This is a genomic window from Pseudomonas sp. RGB (assembly GCF_007713445.1).
Taxonomy (GTDB): Bacteria; Pseudomonadota; Gammaproteobacteria; order Pseudomonadales; family Pseudomonadaceae; genus Aquipseudomonas.
This window is the reverse complement of the sequence record NZ_VMSH01000013.1, coordinates 126773-140427: the sequence shown is the minus strand read 5'-3', so window position 1 is coordinate 140427 and position 13655 is coordinate 126773. Positions and strand designations below refer to the sequence as shown.

Annotated in this window: 14 protein-coding genes; 6 read left to right on the top strand and 8 right to left on the bottom strand. The window is 61.1% G+C overall.

Going from position 1 to position 13655, the window contains the following annotated elements:
- Positions 1–190: 190 nt before the first annotated feature.
- From FPT15_RS23635 to FPT15_RS23625, 3 genes are all read right to left on the bottom strand, one after another.
- On the bottom strand, positions 191–610 hold the full coding sequence (locus FPT15_RS23635) for an organic hydroperoxide resistance protein (RefSeq protein ID WP_145165136.1): 420 nt from the start codon (positions 608–610) through the stop codon (positions 191–193).
- Positions 611–864: 254 nt separating this feature from the next.
- The gene (locus FPT15_RS23630; RefSeq protein WP_145165134.1) at positions 865–1317 is read right to left on the bottom strand and encodes a MarR family winged helix-turn-helix transcriptional regulator; all 453 of its coding nucleotides are present in this window, start codon (positions 1315–1317) and stop codon (positions 865–867) included.
- Positions 1318–1397: 80 nt separating this feature from the next.
- The gene (locus FPT15_RS23625; protein ID WP_145165132.1) at positions 1398–2348 is read right to left on the bottom strand and encodes a LysR family transcriptional regulator; all 951 of its coding nucleotides are present in this window, start codon (positions 2346–2348) and stop codon (positions 1398–1400) included.
- 108 nt (positions 2349–2456) lie between these two features.
- Here FPT15_RS23625 and FPT15_RS23620 point away from each other — a divergent pair, with 108 nt between their 5' ends.
- Positions 2457–3206 carry a sulfite exporter TauE/SafE family protein gene (locus FPT15_RS23620; protein WP_145165129.1) on the top strand — a complete coding sequence of 250 codons (750 nt, stop codon included), beginning with the start codon at positions 2457–2459 and terminating at the stop codon, positions 3204–3206.
- Here FPT15_RS23620 and FPT15_RS23615 read toward each other — a convergent pair.
- Positions 3196–4050: a LysR family transcriptional regulator gene (locus tag FPT15_RS23615; protein WP_145165127.1), complete on the bottom strand. Its 855-nt coding sequence runs from the start codon at positions 4048–4050 to the stop codon at positions 3196–3198. The two genes, FPT15_RS23620 and FPT15_RS23615, sit on opposite strands and share 11 nt — an antisense overlap.
- A gap of 97 nt (positions 4051–4147) precedes the next feature.
- On the opposite strand from FPT15_RS23615, the gene FPT15_RS23610 reads away from it, so the two are divergent.
- On the top strand, positions 4148–4354 hold the full coding sequence (locus tag FPT15_RS23610) for a DUF1127 domain-containing protein (protein ID WP_256676509.1): 207 nt from the start codon (positions 4148–4150) through the stop codon (positions 4352–4354).
- 45 nt (positions 4355–4399) lie between these two features.
- A complete protein-coding gene (locus FPT15_RS23605; RefSeq protein ID WP_145165123.1) occupies positions 4400–5617 on the top strand; it encodes a winged helix-turn-helix domain-containing protein in 1218 nt (405 codons plus the stop codon).
- A 76-nt stretch (positions 5618–5693) separates the two neighbouring features.
- On the opposite strand, the gene FPT15_RS23600 is transcribed toward FPT15_RS23605, so the two are convergent.
- Complete coding sequence (locus tag FPT15_RS23600; protein WP_145165121.1) at positions 5694–7040, bottom strand: class II 3-deoxy-7-phosphoheptulonate synthase; 1347 nt, start codon at positions 7038–7040, stop codon at positions 5694–5696.
- Positions 7041–7164: 124 nt separating this feature from the next.
- Between FPT15_RS23600 and FPT15_RS23595 the strand changes: the two genes are divergently transcribed.
- Positions 7165–7920, top strand: coding sequence for a spermidine synthase (locus tag FPT15_RS23595; protein WP_145165119.1), 756 nt, complete (start codon positions 7165–7167; stop codon positions 7918–7920).
- A 101-nt stretch (positions 7921–8021) separates the two neighbouring features.
- Here FPT15_RS23595 and FPT15_RS23590 read toward each other — a convergent pair whose 3' ends face one another.
- Complete coding sequence (locus tag FPT15_RS23590) at positions 8022–8813, bottom strand: crotonase/enoyl-CoA hydratase family protein (RefSeq protein WP_145165117.1); 792 nt, start codon at positions 8811–8813, stop codon at positions 8022–8024.
- Between the two features lie 421 nt (positions 8814–9234).
- On the opposite strand from FPT15_RS23590, the gene FPT15_RS23585 reads away from it, so the two are divergent.
- Positions 9235–10908 carry a DEAD/DEAH box helicase gene (locus FPT15_RS23585; RefSeq protein WP_053255160.1) on the top strand — a complete coding sequence of 558 codons (1674 nt, stop codon included), beginning with the start codon at positions 9235–9237 and terminating at the stop codon, positions 10906–10908.
- 111 nt (positions 10909–11019) lie between these two features.
- Here the strand turns inward: FPT15_RS23585 and FPT15_RS23580 are convergent, their stop codons facing one another.
- Positions 11020–11787: a class III extradiol ring-cleavage dioxygenase gene (locus tag FPT15_RS23580; protein ID WP_145165115.1), complete on the bottom strand. Its 768-nt coding sequence runs from the start codon at positions 11785–11787 to the stop codon at positions 11020–11022.
- 104 nt (positions 11788–11891) lie between these two features.
- Between FPT15_RS23580 and FPT15_RS23575 the strand changes: the two genes are divergently transcribed.
- Entirely contained in the window at positions 11892–12548 is a 657-nt protein-coding gene (locus tag FPT15_RS23575; RefSeq protein ID WP_145165113.1) for a thiopurine S-methyltransferase, read from the top strand.
- A gap of 170 nt (positions 12549–12718) precedes the next feature.
- Here the strand turns inward: FPT15_RS23575 and htpX are convergent, their stop codons facing one another.
- On the bottom strand, positions 12719–13606 hold the full coding sequence (gene htpX, locus FPT15_RS23570; protein ID WP_145165111.1) for a protease HtpX: 888 nt from the start codon (positions 13604–13606) through the stop codon (positions 12719–12721).
- Positions 13607–13655: the final 49 nt, after the last annotated feature.

The window sequence follows — 13655 nt, the reverse complement described above, 5'->3', positions numbered from 1 at the left end:
ATAATGTGTCAACCATGTCCCCGCACATGTGTCCACCATGTGTCCGGTCCGTACAGTCGCGCCTTAGGTCTGGTTGATCGCCACCGGGTAATGCGCTTGCGGCGCACGCGGTGTTGATCGACAGCGCGAGCAGGGTGCCGAAGGCTTTACCCATTGTGTTCATGGTCTTCTCCAGTGGCGGCAAAGGGCATCAGACAGTCACGTGCAGGCGCACATCGACGTTGCCACGGGTGGCGTTGGAGTACGGGCAGACTTGGTGAGCCGCCTCGACCAGGCTTTGCGCATCATCCTGCGCCAGGCCCGGCAGGCTCACGTGCAAGTCGATGTCCAGGCCGAAACCGCCGGGGATTTGACCGATGCCGACGTGGGCAGTGATCGAAGCGTCATCCGGGATTTTGCGTTTGGTCTGGCTGGCGATGAACTTCAGTGCGCCGATGAAGCAGGCCGAGTAGCCGGCCGCGAACAGTTGCTCAGGGTTGGTGGCTTGGCCGCCGGCGCCGCCCAGTTCTTTGGGGGTGGAGAGTTTGACGTCGAGGATGTTGTCGTTGGAAACAGCACGACCATCACGGCCGCCGGTGGCGGTGGCTACTGCGGTATAGAGAGTTTGCATGGTGTCGTCCTCTTGGGTTTTTAGCGCTAAATGTTTGCGCGCTAAGTAGTTAGTGAGGCGAATGTATAGCGCTAATGTTTGGTGCGCAAGATAAATTTACAAAAATCTTTTCCGGACGGTATTTTCTGGCACACACCCAAACAAATGTGGGAGCTGGCTTGCCTGCGATTGCGCAGTGTCAGCCAATGCATTCATGACTGATGTACCGCGATCGCAGGCAAGCCAGCTCCCACCTTTTTACTGCGTGAATGCCTTTAAATGGCGTCTTGCAGATTGCCCCGCAAGGCAATCAAATCACTTTGCAACTTGCGCAACTGCTCCAGTTGTAACCCGCTGGCGCCGAGGATGCACTGCGGAATCCCCATGGCCTTTTCCTGCAACGCACGGCCGGCCTGGGTCAATTCCACCACCACCACACGTTCATCTTCGCGGCTGCGGGTCCGGCTGAGCAGGCCTTCGGCCTCCAACCGCTTGAGCAGCGGCGTCAGCGAACCCGGATCGGTCAGCAGGCGAGTGCTGATTTCGCCGACGGTCAGACCATCCTCTTCCCACAGCACCATCATCGCCAGGTACTGCGGATAGGTCAGGCCGAGGGCTTGCAGCAGTGGCTTGTAGACCTTGGTCATCAGCAACGAAGTGGAGTGCAGGGCGAAACACAACTGGTTATCCAGCATGAGGGATTCGCAAGGGGCGGGATTTTTGCGCATGACAGTGCCTCGAAAAAGCGTATATGGGCTGGAATCTAGCGATCAAACCTTTAATGCGCCAGATAATTCTGGCTATTGGGTCAGACCAGGCCGCTTTGTAATGCCAGATCCCAGGGCGGTACTGGGCTGAAGCGGGACTTGAGGTACTCCAGCAGAAGGCGGCTGCGTGCATTGGCCTGCTGTTCCAGACGCAGCGCGTAAATGCCGGTGGTTTCCGGGCTGGGCAGGCCGTTTTCGCAAAACAGCGGTAATAACTCACCACGCACCAGGTATTCACTGGCCAGCCACGTCGGCAAATGCGCGATGCCCAGCCCGGCGAGCGCGCCGCACAGCAGTGCTTCGGCATTATTGGCACTCAGGCGAATGCGTTGCGGGCGATAGGTGGCGCGGCGCCCGTCCAGCTCGAAGCGCCAGGCGAACATCGGCGCCAGGCCGTCCCAGTCGAGGCCATCATGCTCGCTCAGGTCCCGAGGATGGGTCGGCGTGCCACGGCTTTTGAGGTAAGCGGGGCTGGCGCAGGCGATGCGCACGATGCTGGCCAATGGCGTGGCGATCAAGCGGGTGTCGACGATGTGCCCGGCGCGCAGCACCAGGTCGACCTTGCCCAAGTGTGCGCCCTGCATGTCGACAAAGCTGTCGATCAAATGCAGGTGCACATCCAGCCCCGGATACACGTTCAGAAAGTCGGCAATCACCGGCGCCAAGTGCCGTCGGCCGAAGGCTGCCGGCGCGTCCACGCGGATCAGGCCCTCCGGCGCGTGGCTCAACGACACCGCCTCGGCCCGGGCCAGTTGCAACTCGCTGACAATCCGTCGCGCCCGTTCGGCAAACGCCAGGCCTGCCGGTGTTGGCACCACGGCATGGGTGCTGCGCTGAAACAAGCGGCTGCCGACCGAGCTTTCCAGGCTGTCAATGCGCCGAGCCACTGCCGAAGGGGTCAGCGGATGGCGGCGGGCGGCGGCGGAAAAACTGCCGGTTTCCAGTACATCAAGAAACAGGCTCAGTTGGTCGGTCAAGGTATTGGGGTTCATGAGGAGGCGCTTATGCGAGTTCGGCACAGCCATTGTGCGTTGCTGTGCGTTTCCACGCCACAGGCGACTGCGTAGCATGCTTCGCCTGGGCTTTTGGAGTGATGCGCGGTGTTGGATTTAGCGATTTACCTGGTATTGGGCGCAGCCCTGGGCACGGTCGGCGGCCTGTTCGGTATTGGCGGCGGGCTGATTGCCATCCCGGTGCTGGGCGTGTTGTTTGGGCTGGATCAACAACTCGCCCAAGGTACCGCGCTGGTGATGGTGGTGCCCAATGTGATGCTGGCGCTTTGGCGTTATCACCAGCGTAACCGTATCGAATTGCGCCACGCGTTGCCGTTGGGTGTCATGGGTTTCTGCTTTGCCTGGCTGGGCTCCATCTGGGCGGTGGGCCTGGACGCCGGCGCGATGCGCATCGGTTTTATTGCATTCCTGCTGACGCTCTCCGCTTACAACCTGCTGCGCATGTTCACTCGCAATGCGCCGCCGACTGCGCAGATGCGTTATTCCTGGCCTTGGCTCGGCGTGCTCGGCGCCGCCTCGGGTTCCATGGGCGGCTTGTTTGGCGTGGGTGGCGCAGTGGTGGCGACGCCGGTGCTGACCAGTCTTTTCGGTACCACCCAAGTGGTCGCTCAAGGCCTGTCGCTGGCGTTGGCGCTGCCCAGCACCAGCGTGACCCTGGTCACCTACGCCTGGCACCAGGAGGTGGATTGGATGATCGGCGTGCCATTGGCGGTCGGTGGCCTGCTCAGTATCAGTTGGGGGGTAAAAGTCGCCCACGCGCTGCCGGAACGGGTATTGCGCGGCCTGTTCTGCGGCTTTCTGGCGGTGTGCGCGGTGATGCTGACGTTTAAAGTCTGAAGCCTTCGAGGATGTATTCGGCCAGGCATTCGGTGATGGGCGAGGCCATCGCCGGGTTGCGCAGCAGGCGCAGGCTCATCGACGGCAGAGGCGGAAAGCCTTCATCGCTGCCCAGGATTCGTAAGTCGTCGGTCACCAGGCCTTCCATGCTGACCATCACCGCCAGCCCCGAGCCGACCACGGCTTGAATCGCCGCGACGTTGGAACTGTGGTACGCCAGGCGATAATCGATGCCGGCAGCATCCAGCGCGGTGCGGGTCCATTGGGTGCAAAAGCTGTCGACGCCGGAAATGGCCAGGGGCAGGGTCTCGTGCTCATCCACGCAGAAGCACGGCGCCGCCACCCAGACCATGCGCTCACTGCGCAGCAATTCGCCGATTTCATTGCCGGGCTCGCGGCTGATCACGGTCAGCGCCAGGTCGCGCCGCTGCATCAACACCGCCGACGACTCGCAGTGCATTTCGATCTGGATCAGCGGGTAGGCCTTGGAAAACCGTTTGAGAATCCCCGGCAGGAAACGCATCACGTAATCATCCGGCGTGCCGATGCGCACCAGCCCGACCATGTGAGGTTCGCGCAGGGTGTTGAACACCTCACTGTGCAGTTTCAGGATGCGCCGCGCATAACCCAGCAATACCTGGCCTTCGGCCGTCAGCCGCACTTGACGACCGTCGCGCTCGAACAGCTTGCGCTGCAGCACGTCTTCTTCGAGGCGCTTCATTTGCATGCTCACCGCCGACTGTGTGCGGTTGACCAGTTCACCGGCGCGGGTAAAGCCGCCCTGATCGGCGATGGCGACGAAGGTGCGCAGCACTTCAGTGTCGATGCTTGGGTAGCCGGACAATTGATCAATCTCCGAGATGTATTACATAAGAAACATTCGTTGGATTGATCATAGTGCCAGGCACACACTCTCGTCATCCCCATTGGAGGGCGAGAAGATGAAAGGTCAGAAAGGTTTTGTGTTGATGACGAAACGTCCGTTTTCCGGGCTGTTTCAGCGGGTTGCCCGGTGGCAGGCGCTGCACCATGAGCGCCAGGCGCTGGCGAGTTTGAGCGACGATGCGCTCAAGGACATCGGGCTTAATCGAGGCGATGTGGAGCAGGACAGTCACCTGCATTTCTGGCAAGACCCGCTGCGAAAGTAACCTGGAATGCAGTAGGGTTGTCGGCGAGCCCACACGGAGAGACTCATGCCCGCCGACCTGTCTTTTTCACTCAAGCACGCTCGACGCATGGCGCTGGCGGCCCAGGGTTTTTCCGGGCGCCAGGCGCCGGCACTGATCAAGGCTACGCATCTCAATCGTTTGATCGAGCGCTTGGGTGTGCTGCAGATCGATTCGGTCAACGCCGTGGTGCGCTCGCATTACCTGCCGCTGTTTTCCCGCCTTGGCCAGTACTCCCCGCTGATCCTCGAACAAGCTGCCTGGAGCCAGGGGCGGCGGCGCTCGCTCTTTGAGTATTGGGGCCATGAGGCCTCGTTGCTGCCCATGGCGCTGTACCCGTTGATGCGCTGGCGCATGGAGCGGGCCAAGCAGGGGCAGGGGATTTATGCGCAAATGGCGCGGTTCGGGCGCGAGCAGCAGGCCACCATCCAGCGCGTGCTGCAGACCGTCGAGCAACAGGGCGCGGTGGGTGCTGGCAGCTTGTCCACCCGTGAGGAGCGCGCCGGCCCGTGGTGGGATTGGAGTGATGAAAAGCACGCACTGGAATGGCTGTTTGCTGCGGGATTGGTCACGGTGGCGGGGCGTCGCGGGTTTGAGCGGCTCTATGATTTGCCCGAGCGCGTCATCCCCGCCGACCTCCTTCTGGCCACCGTGAACGAGGCCGAGGCCCAGCGCGGTTTGTTGCTGCACAGCGCGACTGCCTTGGGCGTTGGTACCGAAAAGGATCTGCGCGATTATTTCCGCCTGGACCCTGCCGACAGCCGTGGCCGCTTGGCCGAGCTGGTCGAGGATGGGCTATTGCGGATGTGTGAGGTGCAGGGCTGGAAGCAACCGGCCTACTGCCTGCCGGAACCGAAGGTGCCGCGCAAGGTACCGGCCAGCGCCTTGTTGTCGCCGTTCGACTCGCTGATCTGGGAACGCAGCCGCACCGAGCGATTGTTTGATTTTCGCTACCGGCTGGAGATCTACACCCCGCAAGACAAGCGGGTGTACGGCTATTACGTGCTGCCGTTTTTGCACAATGAGCGGATCGCCGCGCGTGTCGACCTGCGCGCCGAACGCGCCCATGGGCGGCTGGCCGTGCATGCGGTGCACGAAGAAGAGCCGGGGCTGGACGAGGAGGGGATGCAGGCGCTGGCCTTGAACCTGCGGCAGATGGCTGATTGGTTGGGGCTGGAACAGGTCCAGCTCAATTGCCAGCGGCCAAGTGCTGCCCGCTTAAGGGTGGCGATGCTGCAAACCTGAGCTGCAGCTGGTTTTTGTGGCGAGCGGGCTTGTTGTGGCAAGCCCGCTTGCCACAACAAGCCCACTCACCCAAATCTCAGCGTTTGACTTGCTTCAAGGTCTCGGCAATCAAAAACGCCAATTCCAGCGACTGATCGGCATTCATCCGTGGGTCGCAGTGGGTGTGATAGCGGTCCGACAGGCCATCTTCGGTGATCGGTCGCGCGCCGCCGATGCATTCGGTGACGTTCTGCCCGGTCATTTCGATGTGAATCCCGCCGGCATACGAGCCTTCGGCTTGATGCACCTGGAAGAACTCTTTCACCTCGCCAAGAATCTGCGCAAAGTCGCGGGTCTTGTAGCCGCTGCTGGCCTTGATGGTGTTGCCATGCATCGGGTCCGAGCTCCACAGCACCTGCTTGCCCTCGCGCTGCACGGCACGGATCAGGTTGGGCAGGTGGTCGCCCACCTTGCCGGCGCCCATGCGCGCGATCAGGTTGAGGCGGCCGGGGTCGTTGTCCGGGTTGAGAATGTCGATCAGGCGGATCAAGTCGTCGGGGTTCATGCTCGGGCCGACCTTGACGCCGATCGGGTTGTTCACCCCGCGCAGGAATTCGACGTGGGCACCGTCCAGCTGACGGGTGCGGTCGCCGATCCAGAGCATATGGGCCGAGCAGTCGTAGTAATCGTTGGTCAGGCTGTCGCGGCGCACAAAAGCTTGCTCGTAGTTGAGCAGCAGCGCTTCGTGGGCGGTGAAGAAGCTGGTTTCGCGCAGTTGCGGCGAGCTGTCCATGCCGCAGGCGCGCATGAAGGCCAGAGTTTCGTCGATGCGGTCGGCCAATTGGCTGTATTTTTCGGCCAGTGCAGAGTTGGCAATGAAGTCCAGGTTCCACTTGTGCACTTGATGCAGGTCGGCAAATCCGCCTTGGGCAAACGCGCGCAGTAGGTTAAGCGTGGCGGTGGACTGGTGGTACGACTGCAGCAGGCGATCCGGGTCCGGTACGCGGCTTTTCTCGTCGAAACCGATGCTGTTGACGATGTCGCCACGGTAGGCGGGCAGGGTGACGCCGTCGATGGTTTCATCGTTGGCCGAGCGCGGCTTGGCGAACTGGCCGGCCATGCGCCCGACTTTGACCACCGGGCAGCCGGCGGCGAAGGTCATCACGATTGCCATCTGCAGCAGCACCTTGAAGGTGTCGCGGATTTTTGCCGCGGAGAACTCGGCAAAGCTTTCGGCGCAGTCACCGCCCTGCAGCAGGAACGCGCGGCCCTGGGTCACTTCGGCGAACTGACGGCGCAACTCGCGGGCTTCCCCGGCAAACACCAGTGGCGGGTAGCTGGCCAGGTTCTGCTCCACTTGCAGCAAGTGTGCAGCGTCCGGGTACTGGGGTTGTTGCTGGATCGGCAGGGCGCGCCAGCTGTCGGGGCTCCAGGGTTGGCTCATCGTGAACTCGATTGGTTGATTGACGGTGGGGCGCCAATGTTATCAGCAATTAGTGCGTGACCTGTTGCCGCCGGTTGGCCGACAATCGCGCCTTTGCCGTGCGGTAAACCCTTTAGGAGTAGTGATGACCGATGAGCGTGTCGAGCGCCTGCTGGCCGAAGTCCATGATGATTTCGGCATGATCCGCGTGCTTGAAGTGGCCGATTACCGCTTTCTCGAGTTTGGCGACGCCATCGAGCAAAGCTGCGTATTCACCGCCGACCCGAGTTGGCTGGAGTACGACTACACCCGCGCGATGCTGATTGGCGCGTTGTGCCACGAGCAACCGGAGAGTGCGCTGTTCCTCGGGCTGGGCGCCGGCACGCTGACCCAGGCGTGCCTCAAGTTTCTGCCGCTGGAAGACGTCGAAGCCATTGAGCTGCGCCCGGACGTACCGCGCCTGGCCATTGAGCACCTAGGGCTGGATGACGATCCGCGCCTGTACATCCGTATTGGCGACGCGCTGCAGTTGCTCGACACCGCCGAATCGGCCGACCTGATTTTCGTCGACCTGTATACCGACGTCGGCCCGGGCGTGGGGCACCTGGCCTGGACCTTCCTGGAAAACTGCCAGAAGAAACTCAACCCTGGCGGCTGGCTGGTGATCAACCAGTGGGCCACCGATGATGGCAAGCCACTGGGTGCGGCGTTGCTGCGCGGGTTGTATCACCGGCATTACTGGGAGCTGCCGGTGAAGGAGGGCAATGTGATTTTGCTGGTGCCTTCGGAGCTGGATCAGGCACTGGACCTGGGTGCGCTGACGGCGCGTGCCGACGCTTTGGCGCCGCGGTTGGGGTACTCGTTGCAGGCGTTGATCAAGGCGATTCGGCCGGCGACTTAGTTGCCTGTTCTGGCGCCATCGCGGGCAAGCCCGGCTCCCACAGGGGATAGGCGATCAAATGTGGGAGCGGGCTTGCCCGCGATGAGGCCGACACTGTTCACTCAAATCCCTTTGAACACCCCCGGCCGCTTCTCAACCATCGCCCGCACACCCTCTTTGGCATCTTCACTGTTGAGCAGCTTCTCCACCACCACCTGCAACCCGGCGGCGGCAACGGTTTCGCCTTCCATCCGTGCCTGGCGCGCCGACATCAGCGTCGCTTGCACACCCAGCGGCGCCTGGCGGGCAATACGGCTGGCTAGCTCAATGGCGCGCGGCAGCAAATCTTCGCTGGCCATCACTTCCTGCACCAAGCCCAGCCTGAGCGCCTCGTGCGCATCAAATTCATCGCCGGTGAGCAACCAGCGCATGGCGTTGCCCCAGCCGGCCACCTGATGAAAACGTAAGGTCGCGCCGCCAAACGGAAAGATCCCACGCTTTACTTCCATTTGCGCAAAGCGCGTATTGCTCGCGCAAATATTGATATCGGCTGCCAGCATCAACTCGATGCCGATGGTCAGGCAGTAGCCCTGGGCTGCGACGATCACCGGTTTATTGACCCTCGGCCCGGCGAACACCCCCCATGGATCGCAGCCGCCCAGTGGCGGTTGCCAGCCTCCGGACATCACGCCGCTGACATTGGCCAGGTCCAGCCCGGCGGTGAAGTGGTCGCCGTGGGCAAACACCACGGCCACCCGGGCCTCGTCGTTTCGATCAAATTCGCCATAGGCCAGGCTCAGCTCATTGAGCAGATCCAGGTCAAAGGCATTGCGCTTGGCCACTCGGTCCAGACCCAACAGCAGGACATGGCCCTGCAACTCACGGCTGACGCGACTGCTGCTGGCTTGATTCATCGGATGTGCCCTCAGGGCTTGGGTGGGTTTCAGACCAAAGGTCTTGATGGGCAGATGAAACGTTTAAGCGTTATGACCAACAGGGCCGGGCCTTTGAAAAATAGACCCTGGCGCAGCTATCCGCAAAGGCTTTGATGCAGCATGGTTTATCGGCGCTTTGCGATAAAAAAAGCTCCCTTTTTCAGCTATTTCCGGTATAGTGCGCGCCGGCCTTTAACCGGGCCGCGTTTAGGTAGCGCAATTCCCCGAAGTCAGCTTCGGCTGCACGTCCGCACAGCGGACTCTTCCTTGACGAATCTTTTTCATTCATTCGTTTTCGCAAATCCCCGCCGACAAAGCAGCCAGGGCGACTCTTGAGTCTCAACACGGCATGCGCAGCTTTGGAGCATGGGTCTTTGCGGATGCACTTAGAGGCAGACCCATGACCCAGGAAACCGGCGGCTTCGCCGCTTTTAATCTTAACCCGAACATTCTTGCAGCCGTCATCGCGACCGGCTACGAAGAACCTTCGGCTATTCAGCAGCAATCGATCCCGATCATCATGGCCGGCCAAGACATGATTGGCCAAGCGCAAACCGGTACCGGTAAAACCGCCGCGTTCGCCCTGCCAATCCTGCACTGCATCGATCCTGCCAAGCGCGAGCCGCAAGCCCTGATCCTGGCGCCAACCCGTGAGTTGGCGCTGCAAGTAGCAACCGCTTTTGAAACCTACGCCAAGCAAATGCCAGGCGTAACCGTTGTGGCCGTTTACGGCGGCGCGCCTATGGGCCCACAACTGAAAGCAATCCGTAACGGCGCACAGATCGTTGTCGCCACTCCGGGCCGTCTGTGCGACCACCTGCGTCGTGACGAAAAAGTCCTGTCGACCGTGAACCACCTGGTTCTGGACGAAGCTGACGAAATGTTGAAGCTGGGCTTCATGGATGACCTGGAAGTCATCTTCAAGGCGCTGCCACCGACCCGTCAGACCGTATTGTTCTCGGCGACCCTGCCACAGTCGATCCGTGCCATTGCCGAACGCCACCTGCGCGATCCGCAACACGTGAAGATCCAGACCAAGACTCAGACCGTTACCGCGATCGAACAGGCTCACCTGTTGGTTCACGCTGACCAGAAGACCTCGGCTGTATTGAGCCTGCTGGAAGTCGAAGACTTCGACGCCCTGATCATGTTCGTGCGCACCAAGCAAGCGACCCTGGACCTGGCCAGTGCCCTGGAAGCCAAAGGCTACAAAGCCGCTGCGCTGAACGGTGACATCGCCCAGAACCAACGTGAGCGCGTGATCGACTCCCTCAAGGATGGCCGTCTGGACATCGTAGTGGCGACCGACGTTGCTGCCCGTGGTCTCGACGTTCCACGTATCACCCACGTGTTCAACGTTGACATGCCGTACGACCCAGAGTCCTACGTTCACCGTATCGGCCGTACCGGCCGTGCCGGTCGCGAAGGTCGTGCACTGCTGCTGGTGACTCCGCGTGAGCGCCGCATGCTGCAAGTGATCGAGCGTGTAACCGGTCAGAAAGTTGCCGAAGTCCGCCTGCCGGATGCCCAGGCCGTTCTCGATGCTCGCATCAAGAAACTGACCAACAGCCTGTCGCCGCTGGTGGCTGACGCTGAATCGACCCACGGCGAACTGCTGGACCGCCTGACGGCCGATATCGGTTGCACCCCGCGTGCCCTGGCTGCAGCCCTGCTGCGCAAGGCTACCAACGGTCAAGCGCTGACCTTGGCTGCGATCGAGAAAGAACGTCCACTGGTGCCGAACAACGCTCCGCGCGGTGATCGTCCAGAGCGTACTGGCGACCGTCCAGACCGTGGTGATCGTGAGCGTCGTGCTCCGGTCCCATTGGCTGAAGGCCGTGCTCGTTGCCGTACCGCGCTGGGCGCGCGTGATGGCATCGCGGCCAAGAACCTGCTGGGCGCTATCCTCAACGAGGGTGGCCTGGCACGTGAAGCGATCGGTCGTATCCAGGTTCGTGACAGCTTCTCCCTGGTGGAGCTGCCGGAAGACGGTCTGGAAAAACTGCTGGCCAAGCTTAAAGACACTCGCGTTGCCGGTAAGCAGCTGAAGCTGCGTCGCTACCGCGAAGATTGATCCGCCCTTGGGCTGATTGATCGCACATAAAAAATCCCCGACTGGTTCGGGGATTTTTTTTGCCTGGATTTCAGGTTTGGATCAGCACTCAATCCCACATTTAGATCTGTGTTAGCCGAAGCGGTAGATGTCCATCCCGAGCGCACCCATGGTGAACCCCTGATGCGCCACGCTGAATGCGCCACCCGCGCCGCGCGCAAAATACAGCGGCAACAGGTGCTCGTCACTCGGATGGCTGCGCACGGCATGCGGCGCCTGGCGGCGATAATCGTGCAAGGCCGCCTCGTCGTTGGCGGCGAGTTTGTCCACTACCCAGTCGCGGAAATCGCGCGCCCAGGGCTCGATGCTTTCCGGCCCGGCATGCCAGTCCAGTTCGCCCAGGTTGTGGGTGATGCTGCCCGAACCGATCAACAGCACGCCGTGCTCACGCAAACTGGCCAGGGCATGCCCGACGCGGGTTTGCAGGGCAGGGCCCATACGGCTTGGCAGCGACACCTGCACCACCGGAATATCGGCTGCCGGGTACATCAGTGAAAGGGGCACCCAGGTGCCATGGTCGAACGGGCGCTGGTCATCGACGCGCGCCTCAAGGCCATCAGCCTTGAGCAGTTCGACTATCTGGGCTGCCAACTGCGGGTCACCGGGTGCGGGGTACTGCACGGCGAACAAATCCCGTGGGAAGCCGCCGAAATCGTGCCAGGTCTCGGGTGCGGCGCTGCCGGTAACCAGCAGGCCCTGGCTTTCCCAGTGCGCTGAGACCACCACAATGGCCTTGGGCCGTGGCAACTCGGCCGCCAGGCGCTTGAGTGCCGGGCCGCTGGCACCGGGTTGCAGGGCGAGCATGGGCGAACCGTGGGAGATAAACAGGCTGGGGAACATAAGTAGGGTCCTGAGCGTTAACATGGGCCCATCTTCAATCAGATCATTGATCTAAATCTAATATAAGTTTTAGCGCCTTTTGATCGAATTTTCAGGGTGATTCCATGGAGCCTAAGTTTTGGCAAGAGCGTTGGGCACGCAACCAGATCGGTTTTCATCTGCCCGAGGTCAACCCCTACCTGCAACGCCACTGGCCAAAACTGGCCTTGGCTGAAGGGGCAAAGGTGTTGGTGCCGCTGTGCGGCAAAAGCCTGGATCTGATGTGGCTGGCAAGCTTGGGGTATCGCGTGCTGGGTGTGGAGTTGTCCGAGCAGGCGGTGGAGGCGTTCTTCAGTGAGCAAGGGCTGGTGCCCAGGATCAGTCAGCGTGGCGTGTTCAAGGTGTACCAGGCGGATCTGATCGAGGTGTGGTGCGGCGATTTCTTTGCCTTGGACGCCGAAGCGCTGGCCGATTGCTCCGCGCTTTACGATCGCGCGGCATTGATCGCGTTGCCGCCGTTGATGCGGGCGCAGTACGCCGAGCATCTGAATGCCTTGTTGCGCCCGGGCTGTCAGGGTTTGCTGATCACCCTCGACTACGATCAGACACAAAAGGCTGGCCCGCCGTTTGCGGTAACCGATGATGAGGTGAAGGTGTTGCTGGGCTCGCACTGGACTGTGCAGGTGGTGGAGGAGCAAGACATCCTGGGTGAGAGTTGGAAGTTTGTGCAAGACGGTGTCACGCGGCTGGAAGAGCGCGTGTACCAACTGACAAAGTACTGACCCTGCTATCGCCATCGCGGGCAAGCCCGGCTCCCACATTGACCGCGTCGCTCACCGTGTGTGAACCTGAGCAGATCCTTGCGGGAGTCGGGCTTGCCCGCGATGGCGATTCAAGCACTCACAAAAAAGGGGCGATCAGATCGCCCCTTTTTTGTGTTACCGCGCAGCTATCAGCCCCGGCGACGCAGTGCGTCGATCCGCTCTTCCAGCGGCGGGTGGCTCATGAACATGCGTGCAAAACCTTGCTTGATGCCACCGTTGATACCAAACGCGGTCAGGCTGTCCGGCATGTGCACGGGCAGGCCTTGTTCGGAGCGCAAGTGTTGCAGTGCCGCAATCATCGCCCCGGTACCGGCCAGGCGGGCACCGGCTTCGTCCGCGCGGAACTCGCGTTTACGCGAGAACCACATGGTGATCGCGCTGGCTAGGAAGCCCAGCACCACCTCGGCAAAGAGGGTCGCCACGAAGTAGGCAATGCCGCGGCCTTCTTCGTTCTTGAAGATCACCTTGTCGACGAAGTTGCCGATGATCCGTGCAAAGAACATCACGAAGGTGTTCACCACGCCTTGTACCAGCGCCAGGGTGACCATGTCGCCGTTGGCCACGTGGCCGATCTCGTGGGCCAGTACCGCTTTCACTTCGTCGTAGGAGAAGCGTTCGAGCATGCCCTGGCTCACCGCAACAAGGGCGTCGTTCTTGTTCCAGCCGGTGGCAAAGGCGTTGGCCTCATACGCCGGGAAAATCCCGACTTCAGGCATCTTGATGCCAGCCTCGCGGGACAACTGCTCAACTGTCTGCAGCAACCATTGCTCATGGCGGGTGCGTGGCTGGGTGATGACCTGGGTGCTGGTGCTCATCTTCGCCATCCACTTGGAGATGAACAGCGAGAAGATCGAGCCGGCAAAACCAAAGACTGCACAGAAGACCAGCAGCTGATTGAGGTTCAGATCAACCCCGTTGGCCGCCATGAACCCGTTGAAGCCGAACAGGCTCAGGGTGATGCTGGCAATCAGCACGACCGCCAGGTTAGTGGCCAAGAACAGCAGGATGCGCATCATGGTTGTAGAATTCTCCTCATGCTTAATATGTCGCGTACTGCGGGGTATA